We start from the raw sequence: 19,444 nt of genomic DNA on the forward strand, positions 1-19,444 counted from the left end.
AATGTGTAGAGCAACACAAAAAGTCGGCCCTAAATCGGCCTTTGATGGGGTAATTCCTGCAGAAAATCGACCACCTTCAGTTTGCCCTGGGATCCCATCTCCTGCCCATAGGATTTTGCAGAATTGTGCGGAAAGGATGGCCTGGGATCCCTTCTTTGCAGTTTGCGGGGATGGATCCCTTTGGAGCTGAATGTTCTGGGTTGGTATCTTGGATCCCTGATTGATCTGGAGCTGGATTTAGCGGGTTTCTTGATAGCGGTGGTAGATTTCCAGAATTTCGCTGCGTCCTCGGTTAAAGGCGGCCACCACTTGCGGGTCGAAATGGCTGCCGCTGTTGTCTTCTACAAACTGAAAGACCTCATTCAAAGCCCAGGCTTCTTTGTAGGGGCGACGGCTGGCCAAGGCATCGAATACATCGGCCAAGGCCACAATCCGTCCCTCTAGAGGGATCCCTTCTCCTTTGAGGCCGCGCGGATACCCACTGCCGTCGAACTTCTCGTGGTGGGTCAGAGCGATGATGGCGCTCTTTTTCATCAGCTCGGAGTCGGACTTGCTGAGGATCTCATAACCAATCTCAGGGTGACGGTTCATGATCTGCCGTTCTTCTGGGGTCAGGCGCCCCGGCTTTTGCAAGATGGCATCGGGGATCCCGATTTTGCCCACATCGTGCATGGGACTGGCGTAGAAGATCAGCTCTTGCTCATGGCTGGATAGGCCCAAGTGCTTGGCGATGATGCGAGAGTAGTTGCTCATCCGCTTCAGGTGAAAGGAGGTATCTTGATCCCGGTATTCTGCGGCCAGAGACAGACAGAAGATGGTCTCGAAGTGGGCAGATTTGAGCTCTTCCCGCAATTGGACGTTTTGATAGGCAACCGCCGCCTGGGAGGCTAGGGCTTCTGCCACGCTGACTTCCAGCTCAGAAAAAGGTTGGCTCCACTCAGCCACCTGGTCAGGAGCTAGGGGGGTGGGGTGATCCGGCTTTAGGCGGTTCAACAGTTGCAGGGCGCCAAGGATCTTGCCTGAGGGATCCCGCATCGGCACGGTGAGCAAGGAGCGGGTGCGATAGCCGGTTTGCCGATCCACCTGTGGGTTAAAGGCATAGGGCCGGTCGGCGGGCAGGCGGTAGACATCCGGCAAATTCAAGCTTTCCCCGGTGAGCACCACGTAGCCCACAATGCTGGAAGGGCTGAGGGGCAAGCGCAGATCCCGCAGCTCCTCATGGCGGTTGACCACGAAAAACCGCAATTCTTCTCCCTCTCGGACAAAGAGGCTGGCCCCATCACAGTGGGTCAGTTCTCGGGCTTGAGCAACGATCAACTCCAGCAGCCGCCCCAGATCTGTTTCTGAGGAGAGGGCGATCCCCACTTGAATCAGACGCTGGCTGAGGCGCAGGGCATCCGAGGCATCGAATTCGGTTGTGCTGGGGTGAAGACCGAAGGGGGTGGGCAGGCTCATAGCAGGGTTGGTCAGAAGCGTTCACATTAAGCGTTCACAATAAACAATGGCGGAGTCATTCGCCCCCAAGAGTTCTCCTGCCGCCGGCTGGGTATCCGAACCTCCGGGGCGATCAGCAGCCCGAAAACACGCCAACACCACTCAAAGCAGCGATGCCTTACTTTAGCTCGAGGAGGCGAGAAACGTTGTGACCCAGGTCAAGCCCAAGGGAACCGATGAGATTTCCCTGCAGCTCGTTGTGGGCCTGGGCAATCCCGGCCCTCAATACGCCAATACCCGCCACAATTGCGGCTTTATGGTGGTGGATCGGCTGGCGCAGCGCTGGGGGATCCCGTTGGTTTTGGAGAAGCGATTCCAAGGTAGCTACGGAGAAGGGTTTGCCCTGGGAGGAAAGCGACGATTGCTCAAGCCGGAAACCTACATGAACCGTTCCGGCCAATCGGTGCGGGCGGTGCTGGATTGGTACAAGTTAGATCTCGCCTCTGTGCTGGTGGTGTACGACGATATGGATCTGCCGCTGGGTCGTCTGCGCCTGCGGGGATCCGGTTCTGCCGGTGGGCACAACGGCATGAAGTCCATCATTCAGCACTTGGGGAGCGAGGCGTTTCCACGGCTGCGTTTGGGGGTGGGCAAACCCAAGGGCAGCCAAGATGTGGTCGGGCATGTGTTGGGTGGATTCGCCCCTGCAGAACAAGAGGTGCTGGAGCGGGTGTTGGATGTGGCGGTAGAGGCCGTGGAGTGCTGCTGGCAAGAGGGACTGATGACGGCCATGAACCGGTTTAATCCTCTGGATCTGTCTGGGCCACCGTCCGATCCGGATGGATCCAATCCTGCACCGGGCCAAGGCGAGGCTTCCTCCTAAGGAGCAGCTTGTCCTGGATTGCCGGCTCCGAGGGGTCTTCCAGGAGAGGGCGCAATAAACGCTTCGTCCTGCTCAGGGGAGCGGCTGTGAAGATGATAGTCCAGATAAGTGTCAATTATCTGGAGTATAAGAGTGCCTACCTGGGCGTTGCCAACAGTTCCCAAGGGAGGTTAGCTTCTGTAACAGTCTTCCAGCAGAAGGGCGAAAGGAATGGGAACGGCAGCGTTCCCACCAGGGCCGGCCCGAGACAAAAAGCTGTTCATCATTTGAGGGTGAGATCTTGCTGTTGAACAACCTAGATTCAGTGTTGCTTGCTGTTGAAGCCGCTGCCCCCCTTGAACCGGAAGGGGCTGCCAATCTTTTACCCCTGATCTTGGCGGCGGTGCTGATGGCTCTGGTGGTCATCTATCTGGCCAGCCGTATTGCCGGAGAAATCGCCGTTCGCCTCGGCTTTCCGCCGGTGCTGGGAGAATTGCTGGGGGGCGTTACGGTGGGAACCTCCGCTCTGGGGTTGTTGGTCTTCCCAGAAGGACAAGTTTCCGGCCAAGAGCTGCACACCTTGGCTCAATCCTCAGCACTGATGCAATTTCTGCAAGCCACTGCCGGACTCGACGAGGGATCCCTGGTGCAGGTGTTTTCCTCCCAAAGCGAGATCGTCGACATCCTCTCCGAGATCGGGGTGATCGTCCTTTTGTTTGAAATCGGCCTCGAGTCGGATCTGGCCGAGCTGTTGCGGGTCGGCCCTCAAGCCGCAGCCGTAGCCGTCATCGGGGTCGCTGTGCCTTTCCTGGCCGGAACCCTGGGCTTGCTCTACCTGTTTCATGTGCCCGTTATCCCCGCCATATTTGCCGGCGCTGCCCTCACAGCAACCAGCATCGGCATCACCGCCCGCGTCTTGGCCGAGCTGCAAAAACTCACCTCCCCAGAAGGACAGGTGATCATCGGCGCCGCCGTCTTGGATGACGTGTTGGGCATCATCATCTTGGCCGTGGTGGCGGGCTTGGCCAAAAACGGAGAAGTCAACCTTTCCGATATCGGCATCATCATCCTCAGTGCCATCGTCTTCTTGGTCGGCTCTATTGTTCTGGGGCGCCTTCTCAGCTCCTACTTTGTGGCCCTTCTCAACAGCCTGAAGACCCGAGGTAACCCCCTTCTGCCCGCCCTCGTGCTGGCCTTTCTGCTGGCTTATGTGGGGCAAATCATTCATCTAGAAGCGATTTTGGGCGCCTTTGCCGCTGGCTTAATCTTGGCCGAAACCGAGAAACGGCAAGAGCTGGAAGAACAGATCAAGCCCATTTCCGACCTATTGGTGCCCATCTTCTTCGTCTGCGTTGGGGCCAAAACCAACCTTGCCGTACTCAACCCCACCCTCCCCGTCAACCGAGAGGGGCTGATCATTGCCGTCTTCTTGATCGGAGTTGCCATTGTGGGCAAGCTAGCAGCGGGCTTGGGGGCCTTTGGCAAGCCGGGCATCAACCGCTACGCCATCGGAGTGGGCATGATTCCCCGGGGTGAGGTGGGCCTGGTGTTTGCCGGTGTGGGGGCCGCCAGTGGGGTTCTCTCCGATGCCCTCGATGTCAGCATTATCGTCATGGTGATTGCCACCACCTTTGTCGCTCCCCTCTGGCTGCGGGGAGTGTTGATTGGGGAAGCCAACTCCCCCTCCCTCCTGGACTTGCAGGCAGAAGCGTCAGAGCAAGAGCGCAAAGGCGGCGCCGACGAGACCGCGTCATCGCTCCCAGACTCAGAACGGGTGGGCATTCCTGAGGGCTAAATTATCTCAGCTTCCCCCTCAAACGCCCCCAGAGCGTCTGCAACAGCAGCTGCAGCGGATTGCGGCGTTGAGGCTTCACGTCAATTCTCTCCGTCGTCTCCTCTTGGGGCAAAATTGCCTGCATCGAGGGCGGATCAAACCGCTGCATGGTTGTGGAGCGCCGATCCACCACCTCCGCCTTCACGCTGCGAAAGCTTACAGACTGGAGATACCGCTGAAAATCTTCGTCTGACAACTGGCGAATGCAGTACTGCATCCGCACCTGATTCCCCAACAGGATCTGATCCCCATCCTTGAGATCCCAGCTCAAACATCTCTGCCCATTCACCGAGACGCCGTTGGTGCTGCGCTTGCCCTCGATATTGCCGTCCAGCAGCCGGTAGGTATACTGGCCATCTTTTTGGGGTAGCCGCAGCAGCAGCGCGTGTTGCCGGGAAACCGCCGCCGAATCGATGACAATTGCATTGCTGGGATCCCTGCCGATGGAATAGGTGGCAGCGCTGAGGGCCACAGCCCGCCGTCCTTGTTCATCATCGATCACCAACACATGCCAGATTTGGGAGGGGGAAGACTGTGCGCCGGTAGCCATGGTCTGGGGCCTTGAGGGGGAGCTGGGTTGACCGTCGAAGTTGCAGTACAGGCTCCTTTCCCGTTAGCGGGCTGGCAGCCACACCTCAGCCATTGCCCAACCCTCGGCGAACCGCTGTGGGAAGAAGCTCAACGAGGGGGAGACTCGGCAAGAGAGGGGCTTTCCCCCATAATAGTAAGGCAGAGCTTCTGCAAAAAAAGAGGATAGCTGAAACGTGAACACGACTCCAACCCCAACCCTCCTCGAAGCCCTTCCCCCGATCTACCCCGGCGTTGCCGTGCGGGTCATCAACCCCAACGACACCTACTACTGCTTTGAGGGCCAGGTACAGCGGGTTACCGACAACCATGCCGCTGTCCTCTTTGAAGGCGGCAACTGGGACAAATTAGTCACCTTCCGCCTCACAGAATTGGAAGTGGTGGACAAATCCCGCCCCTAGCCCTGCTCTCCCCTGTCCCTCTTGGAACTTCCCCATGCGCAGCCATTGGCAGGAACCTTTCCTCTGGATCCATGCCGCCGGCATCCTCCTCTTCCCCTTGTGGGTGGGGCTGACCCTGATCGGGCTGGCCACAGGGGATCCCCTCCTGCCGGTGGGGGCGGAGCAGGCCTGGGTGGCCGTGGTGGGCATTGGGCCGGTCTTTGCTATGCAGTGGCGCAAACCGTTTGACATCTTTAGCGTGTGGGTGGCTTCTGTCCCCCCAGAAGAACTCACCCTCGAGCAGCGCCGCATCTTGGCCGCCTTCCTCAGCGCCGAACATAAGATTTTGACGCTGTTGGCGGCAATCCTAATGCTGGAAGTCGGTGAGCGCCTCTACGACTTTGCCCCCCTCTTTGCCCCGCTCACCCCTGGCAACGGCACCCGTCTGGCAGGCCTAGCCATAGCTGCCTTTGGATTTTGGGGATCCAACCTATTCTTGCAGATCCCCATTGCAACGATACGGGTACTCCTCCTCAGCGAGCCGGAGCTGGCCCAAATGGATCCCGTCCCCGTCGAGGAGATTGAAAGCCGCTTCTCCGTCCTCGGCAATCGCCGCAGCCCACTCCTGCAACGGCTGCTGCGCCGCATCTCCGGCCAGGATTCAGAAGGCACCTCGAAAGACCAAAAAGACAAGGTTAAAAACAGAGCGGCAGAAAACCCCCAGCCGGAATCCGAGAAGCGGGATCCCTCTGGGGAAGTTGCCATGCCGGCCCCTGAAACTCCCCCCGATCCCACCTAAGGCAAGCTTCCGCAAAAGCTGTAGCTCAATGTTAGATTGGAAGCAATCCAAGCCCTGTGAAATCCAACCATCGGCATTCCCCTGATCTTCGAGGCTACCGCACCGGCAATGGCGAGCAACTTTTCTTTCCGCTTCAAGCAATTTACCCAACGCCTCAGAGAAACCACCCAACTTCCCCAGTTTTTCACCGATCAAGCCACCAGTGAAACCCAAAACCTCGCTCGGGAGTTGGCTTTGGTTGGGGAATACGCCACTCAGCTTAGCCAAGTGGTGATGGAGGTGGACTTTCTCAACCAGCTCTACACCCGTCTTTTGAACGAGCGGGAAGTGTTGCAGCAGGAAAAAGATCACTTGGAAGCCCGAGTCTTTGAGTTGCAGCAGGAACGCAACGAGACGGAGCCCCAGGTGATGTATTTGCGAGAGCAGCTCAGCCAGGCCAGCTTTCAACTGGAACAAACTCAAAACCGCGAACGCAGCCTCAGCGAGCGAGAACGACAGTTGTCGGAAATCGTAGCGCAACTGGAGCGACGGCGGGCTGTACTCAACCAAGCCATCGAAAACCTCACCAACCAAGAGGCCGATTACACCGTCCGCACCAAGGAACTGGAGGCGGTCGTCCAGGAAAACGAAAAGAAAGCCAAGCAGTACCTAGAAGCTGCCAACCACTACCGTGCCTACCTGGAAGAGCTCAACGCTCAGGTGCAAGAAGCGCAAGCCAAGCTGAGAAGCCTTGGTGTTGAGCCCAAGCCCGCCGACCTGCCCCGACTTGAGGATCTGGAAAAACCCACCCCCATCCCAACACCGCCTCCTGCTTACACGCCGCCCCTTCCCCAACAGCCCCCTCCACCCCAGCAGAGTGGCTATTGGTCAGATAGTCCCTTCGACGACGACCCCTGGGGATAGACCGTCCTGCCAGGATCTATAAGCCAGCTTTGCGACAAAGCTCAGTCCTCTCTGCCCTAACCGGCCTTGGGAGGGCCTGGGTGGTCACATACCCTGGAAGAAACCTGTTGCAAGGGATCCGCAAGAAGATCCCCAGAATCAGTACGAGGATCCCGATCCTCGACATTCAATCCTTTCCTGCCCGGCCAAACCTATGGAACCGACCCTGCCGGATTTACAAGCCCTTAGCCAATGGGATCGACAGTTCTGCCAGTTTGCTGAGCAGCAACAGCTCCTCAAGCCCAAACAACTGGCTTTGGCCCTGAAGATCCAGCGGCAGCAGCACGGCCCTCTAGCCTTGATCCTCTGGCAGTTGGGCTTTGTGGGCCTGCAACACCTGGCTCAGTTCTGGGAAAAAATGCCCAGCGAAGCCGAGTCCGAACTGCTCGAGGACAGGGCCTGCGGTGGATGAAAGGTGCCCCCTTCCCCCACTCGCTTTTCCGCCAGAAGAGAAGAAGCAAGCAGATCCCTCTTGCTACCCAACGCTGTCGCCACCAGGCAGCAGATCCTTGGGATCCTCCGGTGGGGGCAGATGCGCCAGATCCACAGGCGAAGGGGATCCCCCCAAAATCTGCGCCTGGATCCCTTTGATCACGACATAGAGCACCGGCACAATCAGCAAGCTGAGCACCGTTGAAACGAGCATACCGCCGATCACCGCCGTGCCCAGCGACTGACGGCTGGCTGCCCCTGCGCCCGTGGCCGCTGCCAGAGGGAAAATACCCAGGATAGTGCTCAGGGCGGTCATCAGAATGGCGCGGAAGCGCGTCTCGGCTGCTTGGGTGGCAGCTTTGAGCAGTGGGATCCCTTGGGCAACCAACTGGTTGGCAAACTCCACAATCAAGATAGAGTTTTTGCTGGCCAGCCCGATCAACATCACCAACCCGACTTGGCAGAAGATGTCGTTGGCCAAGCCCCGCAGCAGTTGCGCCAAAAGAGCCCCAAAAACCGCCAGCGGCACCGCCAGCAAAATGATCAAGGGATCCACATAGCTCTCAAATTGCGCCGCCAGCACCAGGAAAACGAACACCAGGCCCAAAGCAAAGATCAGCGGCGCCTGTCCTCCCGACTCGATTTCTTCCAGGGAAAGGCCCGACCACTCGAAGCCGAACCCCTGGGGCAGCAACTGGGCGGCCAGCGTTTCCATTGCCCGAATCGCTTGCCCTGAGCTGAAGCCCGGCAGGGGGCTACCTTGAATTTCGGCAGAACGGAAAAGGTTGAAGTGGTTAATGATGGCCGGGCCGGTGGTCTCCTCCACCTGCACCAAAGTGCTCAGCGGAACCAATTGCCCCTGGCCCCCGCGCACGTAGAACTGGCCGATGCTCTCTGGGTTGGCCCGGAAGATCTGATCTGCCTGCACGTAGACCCGGTAATTGCGGTTGAACAGGTCGAAATCATTGACGTAGGTGCCCCCCAACAGCGTTTGCAGCGTGCCGAAGACATCCGACAGAGGGATCCCCAGCAACTGGGCCAGATCCCGATCCACCTGTACTTCTAGCTGCGGCGAATTGGCGTTGAAAGTGGGCGGGTTAACCCGCAGGCCCAAGGGAGGTTGGCCCGGCTGGGGCGGCGAGTTGCCCACAAAAAACAGGGTGTTGGCCGTCTGCTCCAACAGATTGAAATCGTTGACCCCCCGATCCTGAAGTTGGAAGGTAAACCCACCGGTAACCCCCAAATCCGGAATGGCCGGCGGCAAGATCGGGATCACCAACGAGCGGCTGATCCCACCCAAAAAAGGCCCAAATAGCCTGTCAACAATCGCTTGGGCCGATTGCTCCGGTCGCCGTCGCTCTTCCCAAGGTTTGAGGGTGGCAAAGATCAGCCCATTCCCCGGCGAGGGCCCGGTAAAGCTGAAGCCCCCCACCACCGCCACATCCTCGATCTCCGGGATCCCCTCCAAAACGGCTGTGGCTTGCCGAATCACCCCGTCGGTGTAGTGAAGGGAGACCCCCGGCGGCCCCTGAACAATGGTGATGAAAAAGCCCTGATCCTCATCCGGCACAAACCCCGTCGGCACAACCTGGAACAGCCAGTAGGTGAGGCCCAAACAGGCGACAAATCCAGCCACCACCAGCAGCCGCAGCCTCACCACCAGCTCCAGCAGGCGGCGGTAGACCGCTCGGATCCCTTCCACCAACCGGTCAAACCAGCGCAACAGCCAAAACATCTCTCCTGAGCGCGGACGAATCAGCAGTGCCGACAACGCCGGGGCCAAAGTAATGGCATTGAACGTGGACAGAGAGACCGCCACCGCAATGGTGACGGCAAACTGCTGATAGATGCGACCGCTGGTGCCGGGAAAAAAGGCAATCGGCAGGAATAACCCCAACAGCACCAACGTAGTGGCAATCACCGCCCCCAACACCTCATTCATCCCCGCCGAGGCCCCCTGCAGAGGCCGCATGCCGCGATCACGGATATAGCGGGAGATATTTTCCACCACCACGATGGTATCGTCCACCACCAGACCGGTGGCCAGAGTCAGGCCAAACATGGTCAGAGTGTTGATGGAAAAGCCAAACAGGCGCACAAAAGCAAAAGTACCCAGCAGCGCTACCGGGATGGTGATGGTGGGAATGAGGGTGATGCGCCAATCCTGCAAAAAGATAAACAGCACCAACACCACCAGGCCAATCGCCTGCAACAGAGTGAAAATCACCTCCTGCACCGACTCGGTAATGAACAGGGTGGCATCGAAGGGGATCTCGTAGATCAAGCCGGGCGGAAAGTTGCGGGAGAGCTCCTCCAACGTCTGCTCCACCTGCCGCGAGACCTCCAAGGCATTCGCATCCGGCTGCTTGGTAATGGCGATCCCCACCGCCTCCTGTCCCCCGATGCGGAAGAACGTATCATAGCTTTGCGCTCCCAGCTCCACCCGACCCACATCGGCAATGCGTACCAAACTGCCATCGGGGTTGGCCCTGAGGACAATCTGGGCGAACTCCTCCGGCTGTGAGAGCCGCCCCGTTGCCTGGACGCTGATCTGAAACTCCTGATCCGGCGGGCTGGGCTGGCTGCCAATTTGGCCGGCAGGCACCTGGATATTCTGCTGGCGCACCGCGTTCACCACATCCAGAGCCGTTAGCCCGTAGCCGGCCAAGCGTGTCGGATCCAGCCAAATGCGCATGGCGTAGGTGCGCTCTCCAAAGATGATGACATCGCTCACGCCCCGGATGCGCCGCAAAGCATCCCGCACAAACAGCTCTGCGTAGTTGCTCAAAAACAGCTCATCATATTCCCCTGCCTGCGAACGCAGCGCCACCACCTGCACGAAAGCACTGTCGCCGGCTTTTTGGACGCTGACGCCATTTTGGATCACCTCTGCCGGCAGCCGCGCCTGAACTCGGGCAACTCGGTTCTGCACATCCACAGCCGCTATGTCCAGATCCCGATCGGGGCTGAAGGTGACCGTGATTTGGCTGGTACCGTTGCTGCTGCTCACCGAAGAGATGTAGCGTATGCCCTCGACGCCGTTGATCTCCTGCTCCAGCACGTTGGTCACCGTCGTCTCCACCGTCTCGGCATTGGCCCCAGGGTAAACGGCTGTCACAGTTACGGCTGGCGGCGCCACCTGAGGGTAGTAGTCCACCGGCAGTAGGGGAATGCTCACCGCCCCCACCAGCACAATGATGATGGAGCAGACGGTAGCGAAAACAGGACGGCGAATGAAAAAGTCAACGAACATAAGTCTAAGGATCCGCTGCGATGAGATACCGGTTGAGCTGGTCGCCCTTCAAGTTGAAGCTTGGATGACTGGGCCAAAACTGGGGCAAATAAGAATTGCTGAGAATGCACAGCCTCTTCTAGGGCGGGGATCCCCCCTCTCCACCTTGTTGCTGCCCCCTCTGCTGAAGGATCACCTCATCAATAATCGGTGCGCCATCGCGGATTTTTTGCAGGCCAGTGAGCACAATTGGCTCATTGGCCTCTAGGCCCTCCAGCACCTCATAGCTGTTCCCGTGGATGGATCCCAGCCGTACCGGCCTTTGCACCGCCACCGCCCCCGGGGGCATGCCCTCTGCTGGCGGCTCCGTCGTTTGCACTGTGTAGACAAAGGTTTGCGCTCCCAAGCGGGCCACCGCTGTCACCGGAATCAGCAAGGCCGGTCGCTCCTCCCAGATGACACGAGCCCGCACAAACTGCGCCGAGCGCAACTGCCCGGCTGGATTCTCCAGAAGGGCCTTGGCCAAAACCGACTGCGTGCTGGCTTCCGCCTCGGGAGCAATAAAGGAGATCTGGCTGGTGCCGATCACCTCGCCGCGGCTGTCCAGGAGCTGCACTGGGGTGCCGATGCGCAGTTGCGGGGCCCGCTGCAGGGGGATATTGAGGTTGATCTCCAGTGCCTGGTTTTGGGTCAGGGTAGTCAAAACCGTTTGCGGTGTCACGTAGTCTCCCTGCCTCACCAAAACATCCCCCACAATGCCCGCAAAGGGAGCCGTGACCTGGAAAAACTGCAATTGCACCTGCTGCCGCTCCGCCTCTGCCTGGGCCCGCTGCACCTCTCGCTCTGCCCGCAAAATCGCTGCCTCCTGGGCGCGGATCTGCTCCTGTTGCGCTGCCAAAGCCGCCTCCGCCTGGCGCAGATCGCGGCTGGACTGATCCACCTGCAACTGGCTGATGGCCCCCTCCGCCAATAGGCGCAGGTTACGTTCGTGCAGATCCCGGGCAAACTCCGCCGCTGCCTCTAGGCGCATCCGATCCGCCCGCAACTGGCTGAGCAGAGCACGGCTGCTCTCCAGGTTGGCTTGGGCCGCGGCAATCCCCGCCGTTTGGCCGGCCACCGCCGCCTGTTGCTGACGGCTGTCGATCTCAAACAGAGGTGCCCCAGCAGCCACCTGGGATCCCAACTGCACCAACACCCGAGTCACCTGTCCGCTCACCTGGGGCCGGATGCTGGCCACCTGCTGGGATCCGAGGCTGGCGATAAATTCCGACGCCTCCTCAATCATCCGTTCTTCCACCACTCCTATTCCCACTGGCGTGGGGGGTTGGCCGTCCCCCTCCATCTCCTGGGGCGGCCTTCCAGCTCGGCAGGCAGTTAACAGCAAAGAAAGACACAGCAGCGGCAAGGCCGTTCGCGCTCGCATCGTCAAGTTGCTCCCACAATAGGCATAGGGACAGGTAGGTGGACAAAGGGATCCCACCCCTGCACTTGCTTAACCAACCAAGGTAATGAACGAGAGCCTCCCCAAACCTGTGCAAAAGCGCTTGAAATCTTCCCAGTCCGGAACTAAGGTGTATGCTTAACAAAAACTTTCGCCGCGCTTCGCCCCACCCCAGTGAGACTTCGTCCTGCTAACGCGATAAGGATACCCTTTGAGGGCACGCCACTCCTGGCTAGACTGTTCCCAGATCAGCAGGAAAGGAGTTCAGGCTTCCACCCCCTGCCGGAGAGCATGCCTCTAACCCCCAAAACCCTGAACTTTGCTGAATTTACTGAGCTTTAGGCGGTTTGGCAAAAGTCATTGAGAGGGATATAGTAGACCAAGTTTCCCCCTGATCCTTGAGTCCACCGCAACGGTTGCCGGGAAGTGAAGGGGGAAAGCGCTCGGGGGGTATTCCTCAGGGCTTTGCGGGATACCGCCTTCCTGCTCAGAGATAGGCAGGATGCGATCGCTTCTTTCCTGAACCATGTTCAGGAGAGTTCAGCGTGAATGTATCAGACAGGCAACTGCCCTTGAAAAGGCTTGAATGAGAACTACAGCCATCACTTGCTCTCGCCCGCCGCAGCTTAATTTTCCTCCCCAGCGCTGGCTGTGGAGTTGCTTCGGGGCCATGGCCATAACAGCTCTCACGGCTGTTGCAGCTTGGGCCCGGCCTGTGTTGGAAGTACGCATGACCCTGGGTTTGCCCATCAGCCCCAACTACTGGTACGTGGTGGCCCTCAGCCGGGCCGGTAGCCCCGGTCCCACCGCCAACTTGGTGGATCCCAACGTCCGTGTGGGGCCCAACGAGTACACCTTTGTGCGGGACTGGGATTACCTCATTCGGGTTACCCCCCTCAACGAAGAGTCGGTCTTGCAGGCCACCATCCAGCGGTTTGGAGAGCCGGAACGAGAGTTTGCGGTCGGCTTTAACCAGGTACGGGTCAATCGCCTCACCCGCGACCGCGATACCCTCAACTTCCAGATCGATATCTCCGAGCTGCAGGGTCTCGATGGGCGGGATCAAGATATTCAGGTGGCTCTGCTCACCGCTCGCGCCCCCTTCCGTGTGGCCCCCGAAGAGACCAATCTGGCCATTGATGCCACCCGGGGAGATTTGCCCAACTTCTATCGCCTCAGCCTGTCCAATCAGCGGCAGGTGGTTGTGGATGATCCCCAGCGACAAGAGACGGTGCGCCGCAGCCGCGAATTGATCCAACAAAGTGGCTCCGGAGCTGCCCTCACTCGCGACCTTATCGAGGGCGGGGCTTTGGAGATTTTGGCCGCCAACATCCTCACCTTCGAGCTGCGCCTGGTGGATCGCTAGAGAGGGATCTCTTCCCATCTGACATCTGCCCAAGACCGTTCTTGCAGCCCGGCAGAGCCTCAATCCCTCAATAGTCGTTCCAAGTTGCCGTGAACCGGCCCATTGGCTTCCCTCTACCCTTGGGAGAAAGGCTCGGGGATCTCAAGCGATTGGAAAAACTCCTTCTCCTGGAACGGGTGCAGGATCCAACATCACAAACAAAAACGACTCCAGCCCTGCCAGGTAGGTGAGCACCTCCTCCTGGGCCGCTTCCGGCTCTAACGTGTTGACCTGAGCTGCCTGCTCAATCATGGCCTTCACCGGCGTTGGCCCCTGCAACAGGGATCCCAGCCAGGCCATCTGAGGAGCTGGAATGGTTAGGCGTCCATAGCTAGCCCCCGGCCAATTCATGGCAAACTCCAGCTTCTTCTCGTAGGCTTTGGCGAAGTTTTGGCGAAATTCGACGTTGTCGGTCAGGATGGGGTTAAGCTGCACCCTGCCCCCCAGCCAATCGGCGTCGCTCCAGGGCAAGACCAAGGAAGAGCCGGGGTGTTCCGCCCAAAAGTCAATGAGGCGATGGTTGGGGTAGATCAGCTCATAAAAGTGATTTTGATCCGCAGGCGAGAGCTTGTCCAACTCAGCTTGCAACCAGGGGGGCATGGCCCTCTCCTTGAACAAAAGCGCCGGATCCCAGTCGGCATAGTCCACCAGACAAACCAGGCCCAGCTCAGCTTCCTCGAGCATGCGCATCAGGTCGGGGATCAGGAAGCCCTTGTCTCCTGGCAAGAGGTAGTTGGCCCGGATGTTGGTGTCGTCTTTGTAGATCTCAGGGTTCCAGCGCAGGGCTGCCCGCATTTCGTCCGAGGCCAAACTGGCCATGAATTCCCGTACCCGCTGACAGGCCTCAGGAGTGGGTAGATCAAACAGCCCCAGCAGCCGAAACGCCTCTTGTAGGCGAAAGATCACCTCCCGCTGGTAGGCGTGGTGCAGGTTGGCCCGCAGGATCCCGTCAGGTTTTAGAACCCGCTTAAGCGCCTTTAGCCCCGCCACCGGATCGTCCAGCAGATAGAGCACATCGTTAAGGCTGATGAAGTCAAATTCCAACCCCAACTGTTCGATATCCAACAGGTCGAGAACATACAACTCCACCTCTCCAAAACCGTGGTAGCGCAAGCGTCGCTCCGTCACCCGTACCGACTCTGCCGACAGGTCGCACACCACCAGCCGCGCCCCCGGATTGGCCTCCGCCAAGATCAACGTTTCCCAGCCCGAGCCGCAGCCGGCATTCAAAATCAGAGCACCCTCGCTGGGCACAATGGCGCGGGTGCGGGCGTATTGGGCGGTGGTCAAACTTAGGCGGTACAACCCGTCAATGGCGTTGCGGCCCGAGGCCTCAATCGCCACATTGGGGTAGGGCAATTCTTCGTACAGTTGCCGCAAAGATTCCGCAGTGCTCCGCACCGCTGACCCGAACGAGCTGCTGGCCATAGGGCTCCACACCGCTACCGTGAAGGGATCCGCTGCAGAAAGCTGCCCCCTATCCTACCCGCGATCCCTCCCCCGCAGGAATGCCTCTAAGGCCGCAGCCAGGGTTTCATTCCCCTGGAGATCCAACCCATCCGGCCTCTGGGGCGGGTGGGCGGGATCCTGCAAAAAGTCCCAGGATCCCTGAAAGAACTCCTCTGGGGAGAGGATGCGATGCCAGCCGTAGCGCTGCAGACCCTCAACCAGCAACGGCGACTCAGCAAACCCAGAGCGGACGACACAGGCCATGGACGTGCGGCTGCGCAGGGCCTCCGCCAAAGTGCCATAGCCCGGCTTGGACACCACCCAGCGGCAGAGGGGCATCACATCCACCGGTCGCCACACCCGCCCATCCAAAACCCGCAAGTTGGGCAAGGGGGGAGCTTCCGGATCAAAGGTGAGAAACTGCCAGTCGGGAAAATCTTGGAGCCGCTCGTAAGGAAACCCCCGTACCCCTAGCCCGCCAAAGGTGAACAAAGCCCTGGGTTGATCCGGGTGTAACCCCAACTGGGCGGCGACCTCTTCTGGTGGGTAGCGGGGATCCGATCCCGTCAGCCCCACCTCCCGCTGATGCGGGAAGGCGCTAGTGCTCCGCACCGCTGACGCGACCATGCTCTCGCTAAAGGGCAGGCGAAACAGAAGGTCACATTGCCCATAGAGCTCCCGAACCCAGGCCACAAACGGTTGAAACTCAGGGCCGTATTCTTGGTAGATGAAATCCCAGCCAAAATTACTGGCCATCCAGCAGGGGATCCCAGCAGCCTGGGCAATCGCCGCAGCAATGGGCGGCACATCCGCCAACACCAAAGGCACCCCCTGGGCTCGAATGAAATCCGCTTCTTCTCGAACAAGCTCCGCAGCGCTGGCTTTAAACGCCTTGAGGGCGGCCAACGTAGCCGGCAGATCCGCTTGCAGCCCATCCGGCTGCACCACCCCCACATCCAACGCCCGCGGCCGATGGAGAAACTTCCCCTCCACGTAACGCTTCAGGAGCCAGCGGGGAGCCGGCGTAACAAAGATGGGCAGAACATGGGGATCCCGCCGCAGCAAAGCATTCACGACCGCCGCCAGACGGGTAACGTGCCCAAACCCGTGAGCTGTTGCCGCCACATACAGAGGAACGGGATTCATTGTGCTCTGCACCGCTAACGCGATAGGACTCCGTCCCGCTGGCGCGAACGCAACCGCCTCAGGACAGAACAGGATCCGCGGGGGGCTTTTCCCTATGGGATCCCCACAGGTTACTCGCCAAGATCAAGCCCAGGCCCAGCACGGATCCCAGCGCAATCGTCTCGCCCAACAGCACCGCAATCAACCCCAACGACAAAAAGGGCGTCACATACACCCAGTTGGCCAGGGATCCCCGGTGGCCCGCCAACTCCAAAGCCCGCAGCCAAAACACAAAAGTTAAGCCCATCTCCGCCAGACCAATGTAAGCCGCCCAACCCAGCCCCGCAACTGTCCAAGAGACCTCCTGAAACGGCAGCAGTAGCAGGCCATAGAGGCTGCCGAAGAGAAACCCCATAAACAGCTTCAGCACCGCATCTCGCCCATCCCGCACATTGAGCAGCCAGTAGAGCGCCCAGATTCCAGAGCTGCCCACCGCCAGCAGGACCCCCCAGGGATCCCCCGCCTGCAAGGTGCCCCAGGATCCCCCCGTAGCCACCAGCACCACCCCCAGCAGGCTCACCCCCAAGGCCAACACCAGCCGCCAACGGAAGCGCTCTCCCAGCAGCGGCACCGCCAGAAGAGCCAGCACCAGCGGCCAAGTGTAATTCAGAGCCATCGCCGCCTGAGCCGACAGACGGTCATAAGCCTGGAACAACACCCCATAGTAGCCGAAGGGGTTGAGCAGCCCCTGAAGGGCCGACAGGCGGATTTGGGATCCCCTCTGCTTGCCGAGGAACCCTGCCCGCCCTGTAACCACCAAAACGATCCCCAGGATCAAGCAAGAGCTCAATGCCGAAAAAATCAGCAAGACCGTCGGCGACAGGTGCTGCAACCCAAACTTAAAAGCGCTGGCAGCCGTAGCCCAGCCCAAGATGGCCGCCGCCAGGTAAGCATATGCTCGCCAGGGATCCCTGCCCATCAAAAGCTGTCGAGATGGTGCTCCGCACCGCTACCGCCGTCCTCTGGCTTCGACTTAGCTCCGGTGGGAAGGCCCAGCCGCGGTGCCACCACCCAGGCGTAGAGCAGGTAGCCCAACCCCGCCACCACCGCCCACCTGAGAACAGTGCCGAAAACCCGGAAGAACAGCCCAACCAGAAGAATACAGCCCAGAATGGCGAAGACCGTCACCAGTGGACGCCCCCAAGTCTCAATCCAAGCTCGAACGGCACTTTTCCCCCGAGACGCAACGGATGTTCCCGACTCCCGAGAGGCTGCAGCCGCCTGCTCCAGTTCACGCTCAAGCTGTTTCAGCCGTTCTTGTTCTGAGAAAGAGAGATCGGACATAGAGAGCAGTCTCCAGCGTTTCACCTCCATCTTACGGGCTGCTCCCGAAGATGGGCAGACTAAGCTCGCGCCGAAGGGATCTCCTGAACCATAGCCCGGAACACATCCAAAGCCGGGCCAGGGCGACGGTTAGGACGCGGAGCCGAGATCTCATTGGGCACAAAAGGCTTCTCCACCACCACCTTGGGCTTGTTGGCAGGAACAGCTGTAGCCACCGGAGCAGAGCTGGGGGAAGCCGGTGCAGGACGAAAAGGCCCGGTAACAAAATCCACCAAGCCGCCGAAGAGAATGCCGAAGAAGGAGAACAGGCCGCCGAAAAGCTTTTTGAGGATACCCATAGCTAATTGCAAAGAGATGAGGTGAGAACTTGTCGATGTTGAGAACTTGTCGATGTTATGTCGATGTTGTGAAGTTATACAACTCGACCTTCATTATTGTTAAGAAGCAGCATCTTGGCCATGAGTAAATATGCTCTTTTTCTCAGGGATCCCCCACCCGCCTGCCCTCGGCGTCAAATCGCTGTAGGGGTAGGGTCAACTCCAGCTCTTGCAGCTCCAAAGGTTGAGAGACCCCCCTGCCGCGCCCCAAAGCAAAGCCATCCGCCGCTGCCGGGTTCACGTCATAGCCGATATCTGCCATTGCTTCGACGGTGAGAATGCTTAAGGGGTTGGCTACCCCCCGGTCGATGCGGCTGGTCATCAGCTCGCGGCCCAAGACATTCTCCCGCCAATGGGAATCTCGGGATCCCTCCCCAAACTGGTTCTCCAAGGGCACAGAGGGCGCGTTTCCTCCCAGCGTGGCGAAGGCGCTGACCGCCCTGGGGCCGATAAAGCGGGGATCATAGCCAGGGGGCGTAGGCTGATCCCGTCCCACCAAGCCCACCGTTAGCCCCTTGGGATCCCAGACGCTGGGCAAAAAGCCCAAGGCATGGCCCAACTCGTGCAGGGCGGTAATGGGCAGATCCCCTCGTTCTTCTAGGGCAGATAGATTTTGACTGTTGAACAGAACTACGGAGTAAAAAGGCAGACCATTAGAGGCCCGTACAAAACAGGGAGCAGCTTTCCCCAAAATTCGCTCGTCGCCGAGATTTCTGGCCCGCACCTCCACCAACAGATCGTCGATGGGGAAATTGAGTGGCGTGCTGGGAAACCCTCGATCACATTCGTCGGCCCGAATGGTGGTGGGGGGCAGATCCGGCTGGTCGCCAACGATGATCTGTTGCCAGCGCAGAGCAGCACTGCGGATGATCGACTGCTGGGTAGGAGTGAGACTGTTGTCGGGAAAGCGAACGTCAATGGTGAACTGGGAAACAGGGGCAGCCGTCGGCAAGGGCAAAGAGGTAGGAACGACAGTCGGAGTAGGGGTGAGAACGACAGTTGGAGTAGAAGTGGGAATGACGGTTGGAATGGGAGTGGGAATGACACTCACAGAAGAGGAGCCACCACTTCCCCCGCAGGCCTTGAGCGCCAGTACCAGAAGCACAGCCACCAGGGATCCAAGCAGGCGCAGGCCCCACACTCTGCCCAAAAGCAGTCGCTGCCTTGAATTCACACCACCTCCCAAAAAGCCCCATGACCCAAGTGGATCATACCGGCTGCAACCATCCTCCCGAGCATGATTTGCGTCACACCGCACCGGTCAACTTCAAGGCCAGGAAGAGATGGGTTTGGAGGTCTATATTTTCAGGTCAGGATCTCTCAATCTGAGGAGTCGGAAGAGTTTTCCTCTTCTATGCCCCAGCCCGCAGCCAAAACATCCACCGCCGCCCGCAGCGCCTGGTTATCCCCCAAGAGCTCCTCGGGATCCGAACGCGGCTCCACCAGGGGAACCAAGCGCAGAATACGTCCGTCCTGAACCAAGTCGATAACCACGCCCGGCTGCTCCTTGCCCAGGTTGGCAATCTCTTCTTCGGAAGCGGGATCCCGCAGACAGGCATAGTCAAAGCTGTTCACATTTAAGTAGAGGCTACGGTTTACCACCAGTGTGGCAGCAGTGGGATCCTGAAAAACATCCACCACGCAGCCTTCCCCTTGCTTCCGCACTGAGCCATCGACAATATCGAAGTAGCGAACACGGGCCAAATCGGATAGGAGTCGGTAAATATCCCGCTTATTGACCAGAGTTCCCGTATTCACAATACAGGGGGCACAGGGATGAGTGTCTGTCATAGAGCAGTC

Annotated in this window: 18 protein-coding genes; 7 read left to right on the forward strand and 11 right to left on the reverse strand. The window is 59.1% G+C overall.

Features of this window, described 5'->3' with window-relative positions; genetic code table 11:
- Positions 1–237 precede the first annotated feature (237 nt).
- Positions 238–1,455, reverse strand: coding sequence for an HD domain-containing phosphohydrolase (locus NW816_RS00605; RefSeq protein WP_414407878.1), 1,218 nt, complete (start codon positions 1,453–1,455; stop codon positions 238–240).
- A gap of 187 nt (positions 1,456–1,642) precedes the next feature.
- Between NW816_RS00605 and pth the strand changes: the two genes are divergently transcribed.
- The gene (gene pth / locus NW816_RS00610; protein ID WP_414355608.1) at positions 1,643–2,317 is read left to right on the forward strand and encodes an aminoacyl-tRNA hydrolase; all 675 of its coding nucleotides are present in this window, start codon (positions 1,643–1,645) and stop codon (positions 2,315–2,317) included.
- A 307-nt stretch (positions 2,318–2,624) separates the two neighbouring features.
- Complete coding sequence (locus NW816_RS00615) at positions 2,625–4,091, forward strand: cation:proton antiporter (RefSeq protein WP_414407959.1); 1,467 nt, start codon at positions 2,625–2,627, stop codon at positions 4,089–4,091.
- 1 nt (position 4,092) lies between these two features.
- Here NW816_RS00615 and NW816_RS00620 read toward each other — a convergent pair whose 3' ends face one another.
- Positions 4,093–4,680 carry an FHA domain-containing protein gene (locus NW816_RS00620; protein WP_414407879.1) on the reverse strand — a complete coding sequence of 196 codons (588 nt, stop codon included), beginning with the start codon at positions 4,678–4,680 and terminating at the stop codon, positions 4,093–4,095.
- 214 nt (positions 4,681–4,894) lie between these two features.
- Here NW816_RS00620 and NW816_RS00625 point away from each other — a divergent pair, with 214 nt between their 5' ends.
- The 4 genes from NW816_RS00625 (at position 4,895) to NW816_RS00640 (ending at position 7,251) form a co-directional block, all read left to right on the forward strand.
- Positions 4,895–5,119 carry an NAD(P)H dehydrogenase subunit NdhS gene (locus NW816_RS00625; protein WP_011432364.1) on the forward strand — a complete coding sequence of 75 codons (225 nt, stop codon included), beginning with the start codon at positions 4,895–4,897 and terminating at the stop codon, positions 5,117–5,119.
- Positions 5,120–5,153: 34 nt separating this feature from the next.
- On the forward strand, positions 5,154–5,897 hold the full coding sequence (locus NW816_RS00630; RefSeq protein ID WP_414407880.1) for a low-complexity tail membrane protein: 744 nt from the start codon (positions 5,154–5,156) through the stop codon (positions 5,895–5,897).
- Positions 5,898–6,005: 108 nt separating this feature from the next.
- A complete protein-coding gene (locus tag NW816_RS00635; RefSeq protein ID WP_414407881.1) occupies positions 6,006–6,800 on the forward strand; it encodes a hypothetical protein in 795 nt (264 codons plus the stop codon).
- Positions 6,801–6,993: 193 nt separating this feature from the next.
- On the forward strand, positions 6,994–7,251 hold the full coding sequence (locus NW816_RS00640) for a DUF2949 domain-containing protein (RefSeq protein WP_011432361.1): 258 nt from the start codon (positions 6,994–6,996) through the stop codon (positions 7,249–7,251).
- A gap of 63 nt (positions 7,252–7,314) precedes the next feature.
- Here the strand turns inward: NW816_RS00640 and NW816_RS00645 are convergent, their stop codons facing one another.
- Positions 7,315–10,524: an efflux RND transporter permease subunit gene (locus NW816_RS00645; protein ID WP_414407882.1), complete on the reverse strand. Its 3,210-nt coding sequence runs from the start codon at positions 10,522–10,524 to the stop codon at positions 7,315–7,317.
- A 118-nt stretch (positions 10,525–10,642) separates the two neighbouring features.
- Complete coding sequence (locus tag NW816_RS00650) at positions 10,643–11,926, reverse strand: efflux RND transporter periplasmic adaptor subunit (RefSeq protein WP_414375006.1); 1,284 nt, start codon at positions 11,924–11,926, stop codon at positions 10,643–10,645.
- Positions 11,927–12,614: 688 nt separating this feature from the next.
- Between NW816_RS00650 and NW816_RS00655 the strand changes: the two genes are divergently transcribed.
- On the forward strand, positions 12,615–13,310 hold the full coding sequence (locus NW816_RS00655) for a hypothetical protein (RefSeq protein WP_414357768.1): 696 nt from the start codon (positions 12,615–12,617) through the stop codon (positions 13,308–13,310).
- Positions 13,311–13,451: 141 nt separating this feature from the next.
- On the opposite strand, the gene NW816_RS00660 is transcribed toward NW816_RS00655, so the two are convergent.
- From NW816_RS00660 to NW816_RS00690, 7 genes are all read right to left on the reverse strand, one after another.
- On the reverse strand, positions 13,452–14,777 hold the full coding sequence (locus NW816_RS00660) for a class I SAM-dependent methyltransferase (protein WP_414407883.1): 1,326 nt from the start codon (positions 14,775–14,777) through the stop codon (positions 13,452–13,454).
- Positions 14,778–14,831: 54 nt separating this feature from the next.
- On the reverse strand, positions 14,832–15,944 hold the full coding sequence (locus tag NW816_RS00665) for a glycosyl transferase (protein ID WP_414407884.1): 1,113 nt from the start codon (positions 15,942–15,944) through the stop codon (positions 14,832–14,834).
- Positions 15,945–16,002: 58 nt separating this feature from the next.
- A complete protein-coding gene (locus NW816_RS00670) occupies positions 16,003–16,902 on the reverse strand; it encodes a DMT family transporter (protein WP_414407885.1) in 900 nt (299 codons plus the stop codon).
- Positions 16,902–17,267: a hypothetical protein gene (locus NW816_RS00675; RefSeq protein WP_011432431.1), complete on the reverse strand. Its 366-nt coding sequence runs from the start codon at positions 17,265–17,267 to the stop codon at positions 16,902–16,904. The genes NW816_RS00670 and NW816_RS00675 overlap by 1 nt, the downstream gene beginning before the upstream one ends.
- A gap of 59 nt (positions 17,268–17,326) precedes the next feature.
- Positions 17,327–17,605: a hypothetical protein gene (locus NW816_RS00680; protein WP_414342915.1), complete on the reverse strand. Its 279-nt coding sequence runs from the start codon at positions 17,603–17,605 to the stop codon at positions 17,327–17,329.
- A 142-nt stretch (positions 17,606–17,747) separates the two neighbouring features.
- Positions 17,748–18,818 (reverse strand): leishmanolysin-related zinc metalloendopeptidase, encoded by a 1,071-nt coding sequence (locus tag NW816_RS00685; protein ID WP_414407886.1) that lies wholly within the window; start codon positions 18,816–18,818, stop codon positions 17,748–17,750.
- Positions 18,819–18,964: 146 nt separating this feature from the next.
- Complete coding sequence (locus NW816_RS00690; RefSeq protein WP_414331929.1) at positions 18,965–19,435, reverse strand: hypothetical protein; 471 nt, start codon at positions 19,433–19,435, stop codon at positions 18,965–18,967.
- Between the last annotated feature and the right edge of the window lie 9 nt (positions 19,436–19,444).

Source organism: Synechococcus sp. W55.1, assembly GCF_047461655.1.
Lineage (GTDB): Bacteria > Cyanobacteriota > Cyanobacteriia > Thermostichales > Thermostichaceae > Thermostichus.

What these genes read in the sequence shown, in the direction of transcription:
- NW816_RS00605 (WP_414407878.1), bottom strand. Translation starts at nt 1,455, where the DNA reads ATGAGCCTGCCCACCCCCTTCGGTCTTCACCCCAGCACAACCGAATTC.
- NW816_RS00620 (WP_414407879.1), bottom strand. Translation starts at nt 4,680, where the DNA reads ATGGCTACCGGCGCACAGTCTTCCCCCTCCCAAATCTGGCATGTGTTG.
- NW816_RS00630 (WP_414407880.1), top strand. Translation starts at nt 5,154, where the DNA reads ATGCGCAGCCATTGGCAGGAACCTTTCCTCTGGATCCATGCCGCCGGC.
- NW816_RS00635 (WP_414407881.1), top strand. Translation starts at nt 6,006, where the DNA reads ATGGCGAGCAACTTTTCTTTCCGCTTCAAGCAATTTACCCAACGCCTC.
- NW816_RS00640 (WP_011432361.1), top strand. Translation starts at nt 6,994, where the DNA reads ATGGAACCGACCCTGCCGGATTTACAAGCCCTTAGCCAATGGGATCGA.
- NW816_RS00645 (WP_414407882.1), bottom strand. Translation starts at nt 10,524, where the DNA reads ATGTTCGTTGACTTTTTCATTCGCCGTCCTGTTTTCGCTACCGTCTGC.
- NW816_RS00650 (WP_414375006.1), bottom strand. Translation starts at nt 11,926, where the DNA reads ATGCGAGCGCGAACGGCCTTGCCGCTGCTGTGTCTTTCTTTGCTGTTA.
- NW816_RS00655 (WP_414357768.1), top strand. Translation starts at nt 12,615, where the DNA reads ATGGCCATAACAGCTCTCACGGCTGTTGCAGCTTGGGCCCGGCCTGTG.
- NW816_RS00660 (WP_414407883.1), bottom strand. Translation starts at nt 14,777, where the DNA reads ATGGCCAGCAGCTCGTTCGGGTCAGCGGTGCGGAGCACTGCGGAATCT.
- NW816_RS00665 (WP_414407884.1), bottom strand. Translation starts at nt 15,944, where the DNA reads ATGAATCCCGTTCCTCTGTATGTGGCGGCAACAGCTCACGGGTTTGGG.
- NW816_RS00670 (WP_414407885.1), bottom strand. Translation starts at nt 16,902, where the DNA reads ATGGGCAGGGATCCCTGGCGAGCATATGCTTACCTGGCGGCGGCCATC.
- NW816_RS00675 (WP_011432431.1), bottom strand. Translation starts at nt 17,267, where the DNA reads ATGTCCGATCTCTCTTTCTCAGAACAAGAACGGCTGAAACAGCTTGAG.
- NW816_RS00680 (WP_414342915.1), bottom strand. Translation starts at nt 17,605, where the DNA reads ATGGGTATCCTCAAAAAGCTTTTCGGCGGCCTGTTCTCCTTCTTCGGC.
- NW816_RS00690 (WP_414331929.1), bottom strand. Translation starts at nt 19,435, where the DNA reads ATGACAGACACTCATCCCTGTGCCCCCTGTATTGTGAATACGGGAACT.